We start from the raw sequence: 18,746 nt of genomic DNA on the forward strand, positions 1-18,746 counted from the left end.
AGAACCCATGATCACCTCTTTCTTCGGCAGTGTGCGGTAGATGGATCCCGAGATCCTCGGCCTGCTGTTGCTGGTGGGTGTGGCCGCGGGCTGGGTCGACGCCGTCGTCGGCGGAGGCGGCCTGTTGCTGCTGCCCGCCCTGCTGGTGGCCGCGCCCACCACCCCCCTGGCCACGCTGCTGGGCACCAACAAGCTCGGTGCGGTGTTCGGCACCACCTCCGCCGCCATCGCCTACGCCCGCAAGGTCAGGATCGACCGGCGTGTGGTGGTGCCCACCGCCTCCCTGGCCCTGGTGGGGTCGGGGGTGGGCGCGGCCCTGGCCGCCGCGTTGACCGCCGACGTCCTCAAACCCGTCATCATGGTGGTCCTGGCCGGGGTCGCCCTCATGGTCTACTTCCGCCCGGCCATGGGTGTGGAGGCCGATCCGCGTCTGCGTACCCGTAACCGGCTGCTGGCGGCCGTGGCCCTGGCCGGGTTGGGGGTGAGCTTCTACGACGGGCTCATCGGCCCGGGTACCGGGGTCTTCCTCATCATCGCCTTCACCGCCGTGCTCGGCATGGACTTCGTCTCGGCCTCGGCCTCGGCCAAGATCGTGAACGTGTGTACCAATCTGGGGGCGTTGGTCGTGTTCGGTCTGGGCGGGCACATCGACTGGCTGCTGGGTTTGGGGTTGGCTCTGTGTACCATCGTCGGCGCGCAGATCGGCGCGCGCATGGCCCTGCGTCGGGGGTCGGGGTTCGTGCGCACCGTCCTGCTCGTCGTGGTTTTGGCGCTGTTGGTGCGCATGGGTTGGGATCTGTTCGCGTGACCTCGTGAAGGATCGGCTGCCCGCCCGGGTGCGGCCCGGTGGGGGCGGGCGCGTCGACCAGGAGGGGAGTGTGGGAGCGCTGGAGATCGACGAGTACGCCCGTCTGGACGCGGTGGGCCTGGCCGACCTGGTGCGTACCGGGCAGGTGGGTGCCGCCGAGGTCGAGCGGGTGGCCCGCCGCGCGCTGGAACGGGCCCATGGCGACCTCAACGCGCTCACCGGGCCCCTGTGGGATCCGGCTCCCGCCCACAGCCCCGACGGGCCCCTGGGCGGGGTTCCCGTGGTGGTCAAGGACAGTGGCCCCTTCGTCAGGGGGCGGTCGTTCAGTCTGGGCAGTCGCGCCCTGGTCGGGGCCGTGGCCCACACCGACCACACCCTGATGGCGCGCATGCGCGCGGCCGGGCTCGTGGCGCTGGGACAGAGCACCGTCCCGGAGTTGGCGCTGGGCCTGGCCACCGAGTCCCGGCGCTATGGCGTCACCCGCAACCCGTGGGACCCCGAGCGGGGTGTGGGCGGCTCCAGTGGGGGAGCGGCCGCCCTGGTGGCCGCCGGAGCGGTTCCCCTGGCCCACGCCAGCGACGGGGGAGGGTCGTTGCGTGTGCCCGCCTCGGCGTGTGGTCTGGTGGGGCTCAAACCCGGCCGTGGCCGCACGCCGTGCGGCCCGCTCACGGGCGAGGCCGCCTTCGGCATGGTCAGTGAGTTCGTGCTCACCCGTACCGTGCGTGACGCGGCGCACCTGTTGGACGCGCTCGGTGGCCCGGCGGTGGGGGAGAAGTACGTCCCGCCACCGCCTTCGCGCCCCTACGCGCGGGCGTTGACCACCGGTCCGGGCCGGTTGCGGGTGGCGGTGACCACGACGCCGTGGGCGCCCACGACCGTGGACGTCCAGGTGCGGGAGGCGGCCCTGACCGCTGGGCACCTGGTGGAGTGGATCGGCCACCACGTCGACCAGGCCCACCCGGACCTGGCCTATGAGGACACGGTCGAGGCGATGACCTTGGTGATGGTGTCCACCGGCGCGGCGCTGCTGGGTTCGGGGCGTGGGGTCGACCCCGACGCGTTGGGGGCCGTCGCGCGCCGGGTCCTCTCCCGGACCCGGCGGTGTAGCGCGTTGGAGGTCATGGCGGGCCTGGAGGCCCAGCACCGTCTGACCCGCGCCCTGGGGGTGTTTCTTGACGAGTACGACGTGTTGGTGACCCCCACCCTGGGGCGCCTGCCCGCACCGCACGGCGTCTTCGACACCGATGACCAGCACCACACGCTGCGCAGCTGGTTGGAGCAGGCGGCGGCGTACGCGCCCTTCAGCGCCCCGGCCAACGTCGCGGGGGTGTGCGCGCTGAGTCTGCCCCTGGCCCAGAGCCGTGAGGGGTTGCCCATCGGGGTGCAGCTCATGGCCGCGGCGGGGCGTGAGGACGTGCTGTTGGCGTTGGCCGCGCAGCTGGAGCAGGCCGCCCCGTGGGAGGGGCGTCGGCCGCCGTTGCACGTGTGAGCGGACCCTGTCGCCTGTTCGGCCTGGTCGGTGGCGTCCAGGACGTGGGCGACCTGGTCCAGGTGGTCTCGCCGGGATCCGGTGCCCTCCCACTCCAGCAGCACGGTCGGCGCGACGGCCTCCAGGTGGGGCGGTGGTCGGGTCTGCGCGCCCGTCTGGGTGCTCGCGCCGATGATGGGGGCGGCGTTGGCCGGTTGTCCGGTGTTGGCGTTCGTCTCGGCGGGGGTCACCGCGTCCAGCTGGGAGGCGTCAGGTCCTGGTCGGGGCTTTCGGGGGGGCGTGGTCGCCACCGGTCGGTGTCCGAGCAGGGTGGTGGTGGCCAGGGTGGGGCGCCGCAGCACCGCGACGCGTTGGGGTGTGGTGGGGATCTCCATGGGTCCGTGGGCGCCTTGGACCGGGCGGGTGGTCCCGGTCCTGCCCTGGTGGGGGAGGTGGGGGTGGCGCAGCCCGGCGGTGTCAGGGTGGTCAGGGCGGTTAGTGTGGCCAGGGCGCGCGGGAGGCGACAAACGGGGCATGACAGGCACCCTTCCGTGCGAACAGGAGCAAGGTAAGGCTAACCTGTCCGGGGTGGCATGAGGTTTGCCGGTGCCACCCCACAGCTGTACCCACCCGGTCAGCCGCGCCCACCACCCACGCAACAACGAACGGGGAAGCCGTGGCCCTGCGCGCTCCCACCCAACCGCGCCCCACACCCACCAGGCGCATCATCCGCCCCATCGGGCTCCTGGCCGCGCTGGGCGCCCTCGCCGTGTGCGCCCTGCTCAGCGTCACCGTCGGCACCAAACCCATCCCCGCCGCCGACGTCTGGGCCGCCCTGACCGCCTACGACGGCTCCTACGACCACGACGTCATCCGCAGCCTGCGCGTGCCCCGCACCATTCTGGGGGTCTTCGTCGGCGCCGCCCTGGGTCTGGCCGGAGCCCTCATGCAGGCCCTGACCCGCAACCCCCTGGCCGAACCCGGCATCCTGGGGGTGAACTCCGGCGCCGCCGCGGCCATGGTCATCGCCGTCGTCGTCTTCGGCTCCGGCACCGGCCAGGNGGCGCCGCCGTGGCCGCCGTCGCCGTCTACGCCCTGGGCGCGCGCGGACCCTCCAGCGCCACCCCCGTACGCCTGGCCCTGGCCGGAACCGCCGTCGCCGTCGTCCTGCAGGGTTTCGTCCACGGCGTGTTCGTCCTCAACGAGTTCGTCTTCGACCGCATCCGCTTCTGGCAGGTCGGCTCCCTGACCGGACGCGACCTGGACGTGTTCTGGCAGGTGGCGCCCTTCCTCGTGACCGGTGTCGTCCTCACCCTGTGTCTGGGCCCCTCCCTCAACGCCGTCGCCCTGGGAGACGACCTGGCCGCCACGTTGGGCGCCAACATCCCCCTCATCCGCGCCGCCACCGCCGTGGGTGTCATCCTTTTGTGTGGCGCCGCCACCGCCACCGCGGGCCCCATCTGGTTCGTCGGTCTGGTCATCCCCCACGTCGCCCGTCTGATCACCGGACCCGACCAGCGTTGGCTGCTGCCCTACTCCGCGGTGTTGGGCGCCATCCTGCTCACGGGAGCCGACACCGTGGGCCGCGTCATCGTGCCGGGCGCCGAACTGGAGGTCGGCATCATCACCGCGTTCGTCGGGGCGCCCCTGTTCATCGCCCTGGTCCGCAGCAGGAGGATGGCCCAGCTTTGAGTTCCACCCTGACACCCCGCGCCCGCGCCCGCGCCCGCCAGAGCCCTGCCACACCCCGCGGCGCCCGCCCCTTGCGCCTGTTCGGTGAACGCCTGTCCCTGCTGGTGCGCCCGCGCACGCTCGCCCTGTGCCTGGTCCTGGTCGCCGTGTGCGTCCTGACGCTGGTCGTGTCCGTGGCCGTGGGCGACTACGAGATCCCCCTTCCGGCCGTCCCCGCGGCCGTCGCCGGTTACGGGGAGCGCCTGGACGTGTTCTTCGTCCAGGGTGTGCGTCTGCCCCGCGCCCTGACCGCGCTCGGTGTGGGTGCCGCACTGGGTATCGCCGGAGCCGTCTTCCAGAGCCTGTCACGCAACGCCCTGGGCAGCCCCGACATCATCGGGTTCACCTCCGGTGCCGCCACCGGCGCCGTCGCGGCCATCCTCGTCTTCGGCGCCTCACGTGTGGCCGTGTCCCTGGGCGCTATCGCCGCCGGGCTGGCCACCGCCGCCCTGGTCTACCTGCTGGCCATGAAGAACGGTGTCCAGGGGTACCGGCTCGTCCTGGTGGGTATCGGTGTGTCCGCCATGCTCGGCGCGGTCCGCGACTACCTCATGACCCGCGCCGAACTCACCGAGGCCCTGGGCGCCCAGATCTGGATGATCGGCAGTCTCAACGGCCGCGGCTGGCCCGAGGTGGTGGCGGTGTGGGTGTGCCTGGCGGTGCTGGGGCCCCTCCTGGTGGGTCTCGGGCAGCGGTTGCGCTTCATGGAACTGGGTGATGACACCGCCCGCGGGCTGGGCGTGCCCACCGGCCCCACCCAGGCGATCGCCCTGGCCGGGGCCAGTGCCCTGACCGGCGCGGCCATCGCCGTGGCGGGCCCCGTCGGGTTCGTGGCCCTGGCCGCGCCCCAGCTGGCCCGCCGCCTGCTGCGCACCGGCGGCACCACCCTGGTGGGGTCGGCGCTCATGGGCGCGGCCCTGCTGGTGGTGGCCGACCTGGTCGCCCAGCGCGCCCTGGCCCCCACCCAGCTGCCCGTCGGCGTGGTCACCGCCGTCATCGGCGGTAGTTACCTGATCTGGCTGCTGTACACCGAATGGCGCGGCCGACGTGCCTGAGCAACGAGGAAGAACGATGTCCACACCCTCAGACGCCACCAGCCGTCTCCATGGTCAGGACCTGACCCTGGCCTATGAGCAGCGCGTCATCTCCCGGGACCTGGCCGTCACCATCCCCGACCACTCCTTCACGGTGATCGTGGGGCCCAACGCGTGCGGTAAGTCCACCCTGTTGCGGGCCCTGTCACGCACCCTCAAGCCCGCGCACGGCCACGTGCACCTGGACGGGCGCGTCATCAACTCCTACCCGGCCAAGGAGGTCGCCCGTCGTCTGGGGTTGTTGCCGCAGGCCTCCATCGCACCCGACGGTATCGGCGTCGCCGACCTGGTGGCCCGGGGTCGTTTCCCCCACCAGGGGTTCCTGCGCCAGTGGTCCAAGCAGGACGAGGCGGTGGTGGCCGAGGCGATGGCCTCCACCGGGGTGTCGGAGTTGGCCCACCGGTCGGTGGACGAACTCTCCGGGGGTCAGCGCCAGCGCGTGTGGTTGGCCATGGTCCTGGCCCAGCAGACCCCTTTGCTGTTGTTGGACGAGCCCACCACCTACCTCGACATCGCCCACCAGATGGACATGCTCGATTTGTGCGCGCAGCTGCACGACGAGCGCGGCCACACCCTGGTCGCGGTCCTGCACGACCTCAACCACGCCTGCCGCTACGCCACCCACCTGATCGTGATGAAGGAGGGGATGATCGTCGCGGAGGGGCATCCGGCCACCGTGGTCACCGCCGACCTGGTCCAGGACGTCTTCGGTCTGCCGGTGCGCGTCATCCCCGACCCCGAGACCGGCACTCCGATGATCGTCCCCCTGGACCGTCGCGGCGTCAGTCGTTGAGTGCGCGCACGCGGTGGGGCCCGGCACCAGGGCGTGCCGGGCCCCACCGCGTGGTGGTGTCCTGTTCAGGCGCCCGAGAGTTCCAGGCGCAACACCAGGGTCACCAGTTCCACCAGGACCTCCTTGACCGACTCCCGGTCGCGGGCGTCACACAGCAGCAACGGCACCCGCTCCTCCACGTCCAACGCCACCCGCACGTCCTCGGCGCGGTGTGTGCGCTGGCCGTCGAAGCAGTTCACCGCCACCACGAACGGCACCCCGCGCGACTCGAAGAAGTCGATCGCGTCGAAGGAGTCGGCCAGACGCCGGGTGTCGGCCAGTACCACCGCGCCCAGGGCGCCCTGGGCCAGTTCCTCCCACATGAACGAGAACCGCCGCTGGCCGGGGGTGCCGAACAGGTACACCACCGTCGTCTGGTCCAGCGTGATCCGGCCGAAATCCAACGCCACCGTCGTGGTGGCCTTGCCCTCCACCCCCTCCAGGTCGTCCACACCCACACTCTCGGAGGTCATGACCTCCTCGGTGTGTAGCGACTCCACCTCGCTGACCGCCGAGACCAGGGTGGTCTTACCCGCCCCGAACCCTCCCGCGACCACGATCTTCAGGGTGTCGGGAACCGGTCCCGCGCCCTCGGGGTCCATCACGACCAACGCCCCATCCACTCCACCTCAACAGCATGTCCACCTCACAGGCGCCGGATGCCCTCCAGCACCGAACGCAGGGTCTGGGCGTCGGGGCGGTGGCTTTCCCAGCCGGAGGTGTGCACCACCACGTACCCCTGGTCCAGCAGGTCGGCCAGCAGCACCCGTGCCACACCCAGTGGGAAACCCGCACGCGAGGCCACCTCGGCCACCGACACCGGTCGCACGCACAGCGACAGGATCAGTTCCAGCTCCGGGTCCACCCGCACCGGGCGGGTCCGGGGTACCGCGACCACCTGTGAGGTCATCGAAAAGTCCGTACGCGAGGGGCGCACGCGCCCACCCGTCAACGAGTACGGTCGGATCAGACTCGACTCGAACGACCACTCCCGTCCACCCTCGCCCTCGGGCGGCACACCGTCCACGATCTCACCTCCCACGTCTCCTGTCGCCGCGCCGGGGCAGCGCTGACAGGTGCGGTCCCACCTGGCGCACCAGACGGTTGATCTCGAACGCCGCCTGGCCCATGTCGCACGTGGACTCGGCCACCAGCGCCAGCGAGGCGCCCTGGCCGGCCGCCAGCACGAAGAAGAACACGTTGTCCATCTCCACGACCGTCTGACGCACCTCGTGCGCGCCCAGTTGCCCGCGTGCGCCTCGGGCCAGGCTCGCGAACCCGGAGGCGATCGCGGCCAACCGTTCGCCCTGGCCGCGTTCGAGCCCGGCCGAGGAGGACAGCAACAGCCCGTCCGCCGACAACAGCAGCGCGTGTTGGGCGCCCGCCACCCGTTGCACCAGGTCTCCCAGCAGCCAGTCCAGTGCCTGGGCGGGGGAGCGCCCCTCCACCGTGGCGTCCGCGGACATCGACATCACCCTTTCGCGCTCTCGTCGGGGCGCGCGCGGTGCGCGTCCCGTGGGTCCTGGTCCGGGTGCTCGGCGCGCCCGCGCAGCGTCCCGGACTGGAAGGCACTCATCATCGACCGGATCTCCGACAGGGACCGCTGCTCGTTGTCCGCCCGGGGTGCGGGGGCCGGTGCGGTGGGCGCGGTCGTGGCCGGTTTGCGTCGCCGCATGGGCAGCCCCTTGTAGGTCCCTTGCGGTCGCGCCTGTTCCGGTGCCGGTCGCGGTTCGGTGGGGCCGTCGGCGTGGGCGTGGGCGTGGGCGGGGGAGGGGGCCGGGGCCGTCGTGGAGGAGGTCGTGGGGGCCGCGGGTGTGGGGGCGGTGTGGGTCGGGTCGTGGCCGGTCACCGCGCCGTCGCCCTGTTCGGGTGCCAGGACGTGCGCGGGCAGGGTCAGGACGGCGCGGGTGCCTCCCGTCTCCCGCGCGTGCACGCTCACGCCCAGTCCGTGCCGTGCGGCGATGGTGGCCACCACGAACAATCCCAGTTGGGAGTCCTCGCGGATGGTGGCCAGGTCGAACCCGGGCGGGTCGCACAGCAGCGCGTTGGCCGCCTCGATCCGGTCCGGGGCCATCCCCAACCCGTCGTCGTGGACCTCCAGCACGTAACCGCCCGCCTCGCCGGGGTGGCCCACCACCTGGACCTGGGTTCCGGGAGGGGAGAACGACGTGGCGTTCTCCAACAGCTCCGCGAGCAGCCGTACGGTGTCGGAGCCCACGTCGCCGAGCAGCGCCACCTGTGGCAGCGCCATCACCCGCACCCGGGTGTAGTCCTCGATCTCGCTGGCCGCGGCCCGCACCGCCTCGTGCAGCCGCACCGGTGCCAACCCCCGCCGTACCGGGGTGTCCCCGCTCAGCAGCATCAGGTTCTCGGCGTTGCGCCGCATCTGGGTGCTGAAGTGGTCGATGCGAAAGAGCGACTCCAGTGCCTCGGGGTCGGTCTCGGTGCGTTCCAACGTGTCCAGCAGTCCCAGTTGCCGGTGCACCAGGGCCTGGGTGCGGCGGGCGATGTTGCGGAACATGTTGCGTACGCCCGCGCGTACCTGGGCCTCTTCCACGGCCGCGGCGACGGCCGCGCGTTGGGCGTCGTTGAAGGCCTCGGCGACCTGTCCGATCTCGTCGGTGCTCTCCACCCGCAGGCGGGGCGCCTCGGCGTCCACGTCCACGTTCTGGCCCGCGCGCAGTCGCAGGGTCACTTCTGGCAGGCGTACCCGTGCGTGTTCCAGGGTGGCCGTGCGCAGGTCCTGTAGGCGCCGTCCCAGCCGTTGGGTGGCGCCGACCGCGGCCACGGAGGAGGCCAGGGCGGCGACCAGGGCGGGCACACTCATCAGCAGGACGCTGTTGCGCAGGTCGGCGGACTGGGTGTGGCTGAAGGCGGTGACGCGGTCGATCTGGCCCTGTTCGACGTCGCGCATGCGCGCGTCCACGGCTTCGGCGGCGCCCTGCCATGCGGTGGCGTTGACCGGGACGGTGTTGGCGCCCCGGGTGGGCATGCTGATGATGCTTTCCTGGAGCTGGTAGATGCGTTGCAGGAAGGAGTAGGACTCCAGCATGGTGTACTGCTGGCTGTCCTCCTCGCTCAGTTCGGCGCCGACCCGGTCCCAGGTGTAGTGCTGGGCTCCGGCCGCGGCGGCGAAGCGGGCGTGGGCCTGGGCGGGGAAGGTGTTGGTGGCCACCGCGTGGGCCAGGACCGCGTCCTGTTGGTTGAGGAGTTCGCGGGTGCGCATGAGTGAGGTCAAAGAGCGCAGGTGGGGGACCTGGGCGGGGTCGGCGCGGTCGACTTGGGCGTCCCACACGCGTAGTCCCTGTTCGATGGTGTGGCCGTAGGCGGTGGCGGTCTCGCGCAGGGTGATCTGTGAGGGCAGGATGGAGTCGACCTCGGCGCGGTGGGCGCCGAGGTCGGCGAGTGCGCTCTGGAAGGTGAGGACCTGTGTGGGCAGGTCGTCCTCGTCGAACTCCTCCAGGCGCCTGGTGAGGGTTTCGATGGCGCCGTCGGTCTGTTGGCGGGAGTAGTTCAGGTACAGGGCGGTGCTCTGGGATCCCCGGGCGGCGTCCATGGTGGCGCGGCGTTCGCGTTGGAGTGCGCCGATGGTCTCCACGACGGGGGTGCCGACCCGTTCGGTGAAGGTGGCGGTGGCGCGCAGTTCGCGGATGTCGCTGAGTAGCAGTGCGGTGAAGGCCGCCCACAGGATCAACAGCACGGTGCTGGGGATCAGGACCAGGGTGATCATGCGGGCGCGAAGCGACCGGCGCTTCTGGTGGGGCATGGGCTCGCTTCCGGGGGAGGGCGGTGCCCGCTTGGGGGGGTGTCCGCCGGGTGGGGGGAGGGTCCGGAGTTCCCCAGAGTGAACCGCTCTGTGGGGGTTTTCGCAAGCCTGGTTGGTGGGGGTTGGCCGGGGTGGGTGGGGTTCGTGCAGGTCAGGGGGCTGGACTCAGGTTGGTAACACGGAACTACTAAGCTACTAAGTAGATTAAAATCTACGTGGTAAAGCTCGCGGTTTTCTGTATCCAATCCAGACCTCAAAACACAGAGGAGCGGCTTCGCCGCACCAAACCCACAAAGCCCGTCGCGGGGGAGAGGGAGGTGATCCCCGTGGCGGACGCGGGTAGGTAGCCCACGCCCCCACACGGGGGTACGGCCACACGCAGGCGGCCCGCACACGGGCACGGGGGAGAGGACACACCATGCGACTCACCGAGGAGCAGATCCGCGACGGCCTGAAGCGCCTTCCCGAGTGGGAGCTGGATTCCGACGCACCCGCCATCCACCGCACGGTCCGCCTGCCCGACTTCGCGGGCGCCATCGCCCTGGTCAACGAGATCGCCCAGGCGGCCGAACAGGCCGACCACCACCCCGACATCGACATCCGCTACAACACCGTGCACCTGGCGCTGAGCACCCACGCCGAGGGCGCCGTCACCGAGCGGGACATGGCCCTGGCCGCACGCGTGGACGAGCTCGTCCCCTGACCCGCCCCGGGGCCTCGCCAACGTCGCGGAGCGGGAAGCCCCGGACGCGGCCGCCTTCGGGCACCAGAGGGATCCGGGCCCCAGGCGGGCCCGAGCGGAGGGCGCGCACCGCCGGGGCCGAGCACGAGGTCCTGGGCTTCCCGCGCGGCCAGGAGCGGGACGCGGCTCCGCCGGAGGCAGGTGCGCACCCGCGGGGCGCGACGGTCACCGCAGACGCGCCCGCCGCATCTTGCCCGACGCCGTACGCGGCAACTCGTCCACGAAGTCCACCACCCGCGGCCCCGCGTGCGTGGCGAACTGCTCACGCACCCACTCCTTGAGCTCCTCGGCCAACTCCGGCGTGGCCTCCCGGCCCGCGTTCAGCACCACACGGGCACCGATGACCTGCCCCGCCAGCTCGTCGGGGATCGAGTACACCCCGCACTCCTGCACCGCCGGATGGGCGTTGAGCGCCGACTCGACCTCGGCCGGAGCGATCCGGTAGCCGTGGGTCAGGATGGCGCCGTCATCACGCGTGGAGAAGAACAGCGTCCCCTGCCGGTCCTGGATACCGGTGTCCCCGGTCAGGTAGTAGGCGCGGTCGGGGGTGAACCTGACCTGGGAGGCGCCCTCGTTGGCGTCGTAACCGTCGAACCAGGCCAGGGGGCTCTCGGCCAGGTCCACCGCCACACGCCCGTAGGCGCCCGCCGGGGCGGGGTCGTCGGAGATGGCCTCCAGGACCCGCACGCGCCAGCCGGGCAGCGCGGGGCCGATGGCCCCGGGTGTCACGGAGGTGTTCTCCCGTCCCGTCTCCCCGTTGGGGATACCCACGCACCAGCCCAACTCGGTCTGCCCGTAGTGGTCGCGCACGGGAACGCCGAAGACGTCGGTGACCCAGTCGATGACGTCGGGTGCCAGGGGTTCCCCGGCGCTGGCCAGGCGCTGGACCATCACCTCGGGCGGCAGGGTCTTGGTGGCGGCGCGCAGCGTGCGGTAGGTGGTGGGGTCGGTGGCCAGGTTGGTGACGCCGTACAGGCCCAGGACGTCCAGGGTCAGCTCGGGGTCGAAGAACCCGGCGCGCAGGGCCAGGGAGTTGTGTCCGGCCAGCAGGGGGGAGATGAGGCCGTGGTAGAGGCCGTAGGCCGTTCCGGGGTCGGCGGTGTTCCAGTAGACGTCCTCGTCGTCCACGCCCAGCCCGTAGTGGTGGTAGGCGTGCATGGCCGCCAGGGCGCGCACGGGAACGCGTACGCCGCGGGGCGGGCCGACCACGCCGGAGACGTAGACGAGGGCGAGCGGGCCGTCGCCGCCCACGGCGGCGTCGGCCACGGGCGGGGAGGCGGCGCCGCTCTCGGTGAGCGTGGCCAGGGTGTGGTCGCCCTCGCGCAGGGGGTGGGTGCCGGTGGTGGCGATGTGCCAGGCGGGGGAGTGGTCGGTGTCGAGTTTGTTGCGGTACTCGGCTTCGCACACGACCAGGCGTGCGCCTGAGGCGGTGAGGCGTTCGGTGATGGCGGAGGGGGCGAAGGAGGAGAGCAGGGGGACCAGGACGGCTCCCAGGCGCCACACGGCCAGGGCGGTGACGGTCAGGTCGGTGCCCTTGGGGATGAGGGTGGCGACGCGGTCTCCGGTGGTGATGCCCAGGTCGGCCAGGGCGGTGGCCAGGGCGCGGGAGCGTTGGGCGAGTTCGCCGAAGGTGAGGGTGGTGGCGGCCAGGGTGGGGCCGATCTCGGTGGTGGCGGTGGCGTGGGGGTCGTGGCGGTCGCAGAGGAGGTGGGCCACCGATGTGGTGGGGGTGTCGTAGGTGGCGAGCCAGTCGCGGACGTGGTGCTCCGGGTCGGGCACGGGCATCGGTGGTGGTCCCTCGTTTTCGGTTGCTGTGGGGTTTTCGTGGGTTACGTCAACACTATGCCCACCTGTGAGGCGGGCCTCACTCGCGCGTGGTGTGGGGGGTCGGCCATGATGTGGGGATGGATAGCGTCGCTGTGGTGGAACGGTTCGGTCTGGATGCGCGGGTGCGCGCGTGGCTGGAGGAGGCGGAGCGGCTGCCGGAGCCGGTGAGGGCTCTGGAGGTGCCGGTGGGTGCCGCGGCCTCGCGGGTGTTGGATCTGTTCGCGTTGGGGGCGCAGGACCGGGCCGAGGTGGAGGCGTTGTGGCCGGGTTCGCGGGACGCGCGGGGGGAGTGGCCGCCGGAGTTGTGGCACCTGGTGGGGTGCATGTACCGGCGGTTGTGCGCGGACGCGGATCTGGCGGTGGGTCGGTGGCGGGACTGGCCGACGTTGGTGGACGCGGAGGATCCGCGGGTGCGGGTGGCGTCGTTGTGGGCGTTCGCCGCGCGGGTTCCGGGTCATTTCGAGGCGCAGGCGGCGTTGGGTGTGGACCGGTCGGTGACGGAGGCGACGCTGGCCGACGTGGGTGTGCAGGTGGCGCGGTCGCGCCGGATGTTTGGCCGGTTGGGTCTGGAGACGGCGGCGTGGGTGGCCGCGCAGTTTCGGGGGCGCCTGTTCTGGGTGGGCGGGTTGCAGTTCGAGCCGGGGTTGTTGACCGACCAGGGTGGTGTGGAGTGGTATCCGCGGGCGGAGGCGGCGCGGTTGGGGCCGGGGATGGCCCGTGGGGATCTGGGGTTGCGGTTGCACATTCCGACCGGGGGGTTGGATCCGGCGTCGGTGGATGAGGCGTTGGGGCGGGCGCGGGGGTTCGCCCGGGAGCAGTTGGGGTTTGATCCGGTGGTGGCCACGTGTACGTCGTGGTTGTTGGATCCGCAGTGGGCGCGGGTGTTGGGGGAGGGTTCCAACATCGTGGGGTTCCAGCGGCGGTTCACGTTGGTGGGTCGGGGGCAGCCGGGGGAGTCGGACGTGTTCCGGTTCGTGTTCGGGATGCCGCGGGTGGACGTGGCGGCGGCTCCGCGTCGGACGCGGTTGGAGCGTGCGGTGGTGGAGCGGTTGGAGTCGGGGGGTGCGTGGCAGGTGCGTACGGGGTGGTTGCGGTTGCCGGAGTGAGGTCCTTTTCCGCCTGAAGGCGGGGTTGCGGCTGGGGGAGCGTGTCCGCCGTTGGTGGTCGAGGTTTCGGAGCCCGCCGCTCCACGTCAGTGTTCCGGGGCGCTCGCTGTCTCGTCTTCGCCGCGTGCTCGGTCGCGGTGTGTTCGCGCCCGGGTGCCTGGTGCACGAACCGGTCCCGCGACCCATGGCCGTCCTCGGCGGTGGGTGATGTCGCCCTTGGGGAGGGGGATGGGTTGTGCGGGGAGGCTGTTGGGGAGGGGCTCCACCACCTCTACTTGACATAATGTGCATTATCGGCGTTTTTGGGTGGGGGTGGGGAGGGGGTCGTGGGTGGCCGGTGGTGGTGAGCGCCGGAGTCGCCGGAGCGCCGATGTGCGTGGTCGGTCCGCCATGGTGGCCTGGCTGGCCGTGTACGGGTGCGGCCGGATGGTGCGGTGGGCGTGCTTCGGGAACGGGTGTGTCGAGAGCCGTCGGCCTCGTGTGTTCCGGGGTGCGTGTCGCGGCCAGGGTGTGGGGTGCCCGCGTGCTCGCGGTGGGCGTTCTTGTGCTCGGGGGTGTGTGAGGAACGGTGTTCGCGGTCGTGGGTTCAGGTGGCTGGCTGGCGGGTTCTGGGCGGCGCGGGGTTGTTGCGGCCCTGTGGCCCGTGCGGAGGTGTTCGTGGCGGGTCGGGGTGTCCCCGAGGCCAACCATGTCTGGTTGTTCCATGTTTCATGCATAAACCGTGTTATGCATGATTTTGTAGGGTTTTGTACTCCTATGCGTGGTTCTCTGGTGTCCGGTTGGTTCGCCGTCTGCCGCATGCCGCCCAGTGGAGGTCCCGCGCCGTTGTGGTGGCCCCCCAGGGGCGCGTCTCACCCGGGGCGTACCGCGCCTCGTCGCCCCGCTCCCCCGTTTCCGGTCCCGGGCGCCACTGGCTGTTTCTGAGGGTGTTTGTATCGCTACTTTGTGTGCCTGATGTGGTCTCCCCTCCCCCGGTGGCCGTGCCGCGGCCCTTGCGCTCCCCCCCCCGCGCACGGGGTGTCGAAGGTGCGCGTGTTCGCGTCGTGGGCGGTGGAAGCGCCCACGAAATCGGGGATGCTGTGGGTATGAGTGGTCAGACGGGGCCTGTGGTCGAGGCCGTTGAGCAGTACCTGGTGGCGCGTCGGGCGGCCAAGCCCTCCCCCCACACGGTGGCCGCCTACCGGCGTGACCTGCACGGTGTGTTGGGGTGCGTGGCCCGGGTGGTGGGCGTGGAGCCCGACGGGGTGGCGTGGGAGGACCTGGAGGCGGGGGTGTTGCGGGCGGCGTTCGCCGAGTTCGCCGCGGAGCGGGCGGCTTCCAGTGTGCTGCGGGCCTGGTCGACGTGGAACGGGTTCTTCGCGTTCTGGGTGTCGGAGCGGGTGGTGGCGGGCAATCCGATGTCGGCGGTGCCCCGGCCCCGGGTGCGGCCCGGTACGCCCAAGCCGTTGATGGGTGAGGACACCCCCGAGCGGTTGCTGGAGGCGTTGGCGCGGGGTGCGCGTAAGGCGCGGGATCCGTGGCCGGAGCGGGATCTGGCGGTGTTGGCGTTGGCGCTGCTGACGGGGATGCGGTCGGCGGAGATGTTGGCGTTGCGGGTGGAGTCGGTGGGCGGGCGTGCGGGTGAGCGGCGTATCCGTGTGGTGGGCAAGGGCGGCGGTGAGCGGATCCTGCCGATCGAGGTGCCGTTGGAGGCGTTGTTGGAGGCCTATCTGGTCTCGCGGCGTGAGCGGTTCGGCGTGGTGCGCGGGTGTGATCCCCTGTTGGTGGACAACCGGGGTGAGGGGTTGCGTCGGGGTGGTCTGCAGTACCTGGTCAAGCAGTGTTACCGGCACGCGGGGGTGCATGACCGGGTGGCGCGGGGGACGTTGGTGCACGCGTTGCGGCACACGTTCGCGACGCGGTTGGCCGAGGACGGGGCGTCGGTGACCGAGATCATGCATCTGTTGGGGCATTCCTCGGTGGCGTCGTCGCAGGCCTACATCGAGGTGACGGCGCGGGCGCGGCGGGAGGCGGCCTCGTCGAACCGTACCTATGGGGTGGTGCGTCGTCTGGTGGCCGAGGGCGGGGGTGGCTGAGTTCGGGTATGGCTAGGCTTTGCCTGTGAGTATGTCTTCTTTGGTTGTGTCGTCGGTGAATGTGAATGGTCTGCGGGCCGCTGCGAGGAAGGATCCGGGGTTCGTGGGGTGGTTGGCGGCCACGGACGCCGACGTGGTGTGTTTGCAGGAGACGCGGGCTGAGGCCGACCAGTTGCCCGAGGGGGTGATCGCTCCTGAGGGGTGGCATGTGGTGTTGGCTCCGGCCCTGGCCAAGGGGCGCGCGGGTGTGGCGGTGTACTCGCGGCGTGAGCCCGACGAGGTGCGTGTGGGGTTCGGGCATGCCGAGTTCGAGGAGTCGGGCCGGTATGTGGAGGTGGATCTGGGTGAGGTGACGGTGGCCAGTCTGTATCTGCCTTCGGGTGAGGTGGGTACGGAGCGCCAGTTGGAGAAGGAGCGTTTCCTGGAGGCGTTCCTGCCGTATCTGGCCAAGCGTCGTGTGCAGGTGGAGGAGCGCGGGCGTGAGTTGGTGGTGTGTGGGGACTGGAACATCGCCCATACCGAGGCGGATCTGAGGAACTGGCGGGGTAACAGGAAGAACTCGGGGTTCCTGCCCGAGGAGCGGGCGTGGTTGTCACGGGTCTTCGACGAGGCGGGGTACGTGGACGTGGTGCGGTCGTTGCATCCGGATCAGGAGGGGCCCTACACGTGGTGGTCCTATCGTGGTCGGGCTTTTGACAACGACACGGGGTGGCGGATCGATCTGCATGTGGCCACGCCGGGGTTGGCGGGGCGTGCGGTGTCGGCGCGGGTGGAGCGCGCGGAGGATCGTGCGGGGCGTTGGTCGGATCATGCTCCGGTGACGGTGCGCTACCGGGGTCGGTAGGAGGAGGCGGTCATGGGTGTGCCGATCGTGCTGGTGCACGGGTTGCGGGTGTCGGGGAGTATGTGGCGTCCGCAGGTGGAGCTGTTGGAGGATGAGGGGCGTGTGGTGGTGGTTCCTGATCTTCCGGGGCACGGGTCGCGGCGGGGTGAGGAGTTCTCGCTGGGGACCGCGGTGGATGCGGTGTTGGGTGCGATCGATGCCGTGGGTGGTCGTGCGTTGTTGGTGGGGTTGAGCCTGGGTGGGTTCGTCTCGATCGCGGCGGCGGGTGCGGCTCCGGGGCGTGTGGCGGGGTTGGTGGCGGCCAGTTGTACGGCCAAGCCCGCGCAGTTGTTGGCGCAGGTGTACCGGATTCCGGCGGTGTTGATGGATCGGTTGCCGGATCGGGGTGCGGCGGTCAACGAGCGGTTTCACCGGTTGACGTTGCGTGATGGCGCGGCGGAGGCGGTGTTGGGTGGTGGGTTGGCCGTGGAGGCGGCCACGGCGGTGATCGACGCGGTCTCGGAGATGGACGTGTTGGCGGCGTTGGCGGCGTATGAGGGTCCGGTGTGGTTGATCAACGGGGCGCGGGATCATTTCCGGATCCATGAGAAGCAGTTCTTTGACGCGTGTGTGGATGGTCGGTTGGTGAATGTGCCGCGGGCGGGGCACATGGTGAGTTTGGATCAGCCGGTGAATTTTGCGCGGATCGTGGCGGATGCGGCTGATGTGGTGTCTGTGCGTGAGCGTGCGCGGTTGGAGGGGCGCGGGTTGGAGCCTGGGGAGGGCTGATCCTGGGTGTGTTGTGGGGCGGGGGCTGGTGCCTCCGCCCCTTTTTGTGTGTCAGACGGTGAGGGCGGGGCGGGTGTGGGTGGGCAGGCGGAAGTAGATGGCGGGGTTGTGGTGGCCGGGGTGTAGGGGTGTGGCCAGGTCGAGTTCTTGTTTGAGTTGGCGTAGGGCGTGGTGGGTGTGGGGTGCGCGTGCTGCTGAGGCGGTGAAGAAGTTGGTGGTGTTGGTGGTCAGCCATGTCATGACCAGGGCGCCTTCGGTGAAGGGTGGGGTGGCGCGGTGGCGGAAGACGTTGTGGATGGTGACGGGGGTGTGGGCGGGCAGGGTGGGCAGGAGGTGGCGCAGGTACCAGCGGGCGAAGTGGCCGTTGTGGGCGGCGTCGATGAGGAGGTGGTCGGTGTGTGGGGGCAGGTGGGCGGTGGTGGTGCGGATGTCGCCGTGGGTGAAGGTCCAGCGGTGGTGGGTCAGGTGGGTGGGGACGTGGTGGGGTGTGTGGTCGTGGGTGTCGAAGGAGTGTAGGTGGCCGGTGCCGTTGTCGCGGAGGGCGGACAGGATCCAGGTGGTGGTCCAGCCGTGGCCGGTGCCGATCTGGACGGTGTGTTGGGGGGTGTGGGCGCGCAGGAGGAGGTAGGTGATCTCGGTTTCGATGTCGTTGGTGGTGGGGCGTAGGTGGGGGTTGGTGGTGTGGTGGTGGCGCATCTGGTCGCGTACGTGGGCGAGGTCGTCGCGGTGGGTGCGGTACAGGTGGCGGATGTGGTCGAGGTCGATGGTGGGTGGCATGTTCTCCCCCGGGGGATGTGGTGTGCACGGTGTGGTTGCTGAACGTAGCAGTGTTGTTGCCGTGTGTTCACCTGGGGGTGGGTGTGTTGTGGGGTGTCAGTGGTGGGTGCCTGGGCGGATGAGGCCGGAGTCGTAGGCGGCGATGACGGCTTGGGTGCGGTCGCGGACGCCGAGTTTGGTGAGGATGTGGGAGACGTGGGTTTTGATGGTCTGTACGCCCAGGATCATGTGGTCGGCGATCTCGGCGTTGGTCAGGCCCTGGGCCATGAGGGTGAGGGTTTGGGACTCTCGTTCGGTGAGGGTGGCCACGGCCTGGGCCGCGGGGGTGGGTGCGTGGGGTTGGGTGGCGGCCAGGTGGCGTAGTGCGGTGGGAAAGAGCAGGGTTTCGCCGCGGTGGGCGATGCGGATGGCGGCGAGGATGTCCTCGGGTGGGGTGCGTTTGAGGAGGAATCCGGTGGCGCCCGCGCGTAGGGCGTCCCAGACGTAGTCGTCGTTGTCGAAGGTGGTGACGACGATGACGCGGGGTGGGCGGGTCAGGGTGGTGTGCAGGGTGCGGGTGGCCTGGATGCCGTCCAGGTGGGGCATGCGCACGTCCATGAGCACCAGGTCGGGTTGGGTGCGTCGGACCAGGTCGGGGACGTCGGCGCCGTCGTTGGCCTGTCCGGTGACCTCCATGTCGCCCTCGGCGTTGATGAGGGCGGCCAGTCCGGCGCGGATGAGGGTTTCGTCGTCGACCAGGTTGATGCGGATCACGGTTGTTCTTTCCAGGTCAGGTGCCAGGTCAGGTGCCAGGTGTGGCCTTGGGGTCCGGCGGTGAGGGTGCCGCCGAGCAGGTGGGCGCGTTCTTGCATGCCGGTGATGCCGTGGTGGCCGCGGGTGCGTGGGGGTCGGGGGCGGTGGGTGGGTGG

Annotated in this window: 16 protein-coding genes and 1 pseudogene; 10 read left to right on the plus strand and 7 right to left on the minus strand. The window is 70.8% G+C overall.

The features are described from left to right. Nucleotides 1–40 precede the first annotated feature (40 nt). The 5 genes and pseudogenes from D455_RS0100790 (at nucleotide 41) to D455_RS0100810 (ending at nucleotide 5,894) form a co-directional block, all read left to right on the plus strand. A complete protein-coding gene (locus D455_RS0100790) occupies nucleotides 41–808 on the plus strand; it encodes a sulfite exporter TauE/SafE family protein (protein WP_017568856.1) in 768 nt (255 codons plus the stop codon). 4 nt (nucleotides 809–812) lie between these two features. Continuing rightward, complete coding sequence (locus D455_RS0100795; RefSeq protein WP_241480130.1) at nucleotides 813–2,297, plus strand: amidase; 1,485 nt, start codon at nucleotides 813–815, stop codon at nucleotides 2,295–2,297. Nucleotides 2,298–2,952: 655 nt separating this feature from the next. Continuing rightward, nucleotides 2,953–3,968, plus strand: a pseudogene (locus D455_RS28790) (FecCD family ABC transporter permease). Then, a complete protein-coding gene (locus D455_RS0100805) occupies nucleotides 3,965–5,062 on the plus strand; it encodes a FecCD family ABC transporter permease (RefSeq protein ID WP_017568860.1) in 1,098 nt (365 codons plus the stop codon). Before D455_RS28790 ends, D455_RS0100805 begins: the two are co-directional and overlap by 4 nt. Before the next feature lie 16 nt (nucleotides 5,063–5,078). Next, the gene (locus D455_RS0100810) at nucleotides 5,079–5,894 is read left to right on the plus strand and encodes an ABC transporter ATP-binding protein (RefSeq protein WP_017568861.1); all 816 of its coding nucleotides are present in this window, start codon (nucleotides 5,079–5,081) and stop codon (nucleotides 5,892–5,894) included. Between the two features lie 65 nt (nucleotides 5,895–5,959). Here D455_RS0100810 and D455_RS0100815 read toward each other — a convergent pair whose 3' ends face one another. Genes D455_RS0100815 through D455_RS0100830 form a run of 4 tightly spaced genes read right to left on the minus strand, consistent with a single transcriptional unit; the run spans nucleotide 5,960 to nucleotide 9,699 of the window. Continuing rightward, nucleotides 5,960–6,535 carry a GTP-binding protein gene (locus D455_RS0100815; RefSeq protein ID WP_040684235.1) on the minus strand — a complete coding sequence of 192 codons (576 nt, stop codon included), beginning with the start codon at nucleotides 6,533–6,535 and terminating at the stop codon, nucleotides 5,960–5,962. Between the two features lie 44 nt (nucleotides 6,536–6,579). Next, the gene (locus tag D455_RS0100820) at nucleotides 6,580–6,960 is read right to left on the minus strand and encodes a DUF742 domain-containing protein (protein WP_086003331.1); all 381 of its coding nucleotides are present in this window, start codon (nucleotides 6,958–6,960) and stop codon (nucleotides 6,580–6,582) included. A 4-nt stretch (nucleotides 6,961–6,964) separates the two neighbouring features. Then, nucleotides 6,965–7,405 carry a roadblock/LC7 domain-containing protein gene (locus D455_RS0100825; RefSeq protein ID WP_017568864.1) on the minus strand — a complete coding sequence of 147 codons (441 nt, stop codon included), beginning with the start codon at nucleotides 7,403–7,405 and terminating at the stop codon, nucleotides 6,965–6,967. Continuing rightward, nucleotides 7,405–9,699: a sensor histidine kinase gene (locus tag D455_RS0100830; protein ID WP_017568865.1), complete on the minus strand. Its 2,295-nt coding sequence runs from the start codon at nucleotides 9,697–9,699 to the stop codon at nucleotides 7,405–7,407. The genes D455_RS0100825 and D455_RS0100830 overlap by 1 nt, the downstream gene beginning before the upstream one ends. Before the next feature lie 418 nt (nucleotides 9,700–10,117). Here D455_RS0100830 and D455_RS0100835 point away from each other — a divergent pair, with 418 nt between their 5' ends. Then, nucleotides 10,118–10,402, plus strand: a complete 285-nt coding sequence (locus D455_RS0100835) for a 4a-hydroxytetrahydrobiopterin dehydratase (RefSeq protein WP_017568866.1) — start codon at nucleotides 10,118–10,120, stop codon at nucleotides 10,400–10,402. Between the two features lie 204 nt (nucleotides 10,403–10,606). Here the strand turns inward: D455_RS0100835 and D455_RS0100840 are convergent, their stop codons facing one another. Next, nucleotides 10,607–12,226 carry an AMP-binding protein gene (locus D455_RS0100840; RefSeq protein ID WP_017568867.1) on the minus strand — a complete coding sequence of 540 codons (1,620 nt, stop codon included), beginning with the start codon at nucleotides 12,224–12,226 and terminating at the stop codon, nucleotides 10,607–10,609. Nucleotides 12,227–12,345: 119 nt separating this feature from the next. Between D455_RS0100840 and D455_RS0100845 the strand changes: the two genes are divergently transcribed. The 4 genes from D455_RS0100845 (at nucleotide 12,346) to D455_RS0100860 (ending at nucleotide 17,061) form a co-directional block, all read left to right on the plus strand. Beyond that, nucleotides 12,346–13,374, plus strand: coding sequence for an acyltransferase domain-containing protein (locus D455_RS0100845; RefSeq protein WP_026122185.1), 1,029 nt, complete (start codon nucleotides 12,346–12,348; stop codon nucleotides 13,372–13,374). Between the two features lie 1,085 nt (nucleotides 13,375–14,459). Beyond that, the gene (locus D455_RS0100850) at nucleotides 14,460–15,449 is read left to right on the plus strand and encodes a tyrosine-type recombinase/integrase (protein WP_017568869.1); all 990 of its coding nucleotides are present in this window, start codon (nucleotides 14,460–14,462) and stop codon (nucleotides 15,447–15,449) included. A gap of 31 nt (nucleotides 15,450–15,480) precedes the next feature. Next, the gene (locus D455_RS0100855; RefSeq protein ID WP_040684231.1) at nucleotides 15,481–16,293 is read left to right on the plus strand and encodes an exodeoxyribonuclease III; all 813 of its coding nucleotides are present in this window, start codon (nucleotides 15,481–15,483) and stop codon (nucleotides 16,291–16,293) included. Between the two features lie 12 nt (nucleotides 16,294–16,305). Next, complete coding sequence (locus D455_RS0100860) at nucleotides 16,306–17,061, plus strand: alpha/beta fold hydrolase (protein ID WP_017568871.1); 756 nt, start codon at nucleotides 16,306–16,308, stop codon at nucleotides 17,059–17,061. A 51-nt stretch (nucleotides 17,062–17,112) separates the two neighbouring features. Here the strand turns inward: D455_RS0100860 and D455_RS0100865 are convergent, their stop codons facing one another. After that, a complete protein-coding gene (locus D455_RS0100865) occupies nucleotides 17,113–17,838 on the minus strand; it encodes a class I SAM-dependent methyltransferase (RefSeq protein WP_017568872.1) in 726 nt (241 codons plus the stop codon). A gap of 96 nt (nucleotides 17,839–17,934) precedes the next feature. Continuing rightward, nucleotides 17,935–18,591, minus strand: a complete 657-nt coding sequence (locus D455_RS0100870; protein ID WP_017568873.1) for a response regulator — start codon at nucleotides 18,589–18,591, stop codon at nucleotides 17,935–17,937. Nucleotides 18,592–18,746 lie beyond the last annotated feature (155 nt).

Source organism: Nocardiopsis halotolerans DSM 44410 (assembly GCF_000341065.1).
Lineage (GTDB): Bacteria > Actinomycetota > Actinomycetes > Streptosporangiales > Streptosporangiaceae > Nocardiopsis > Nocardiopsis halotolerans.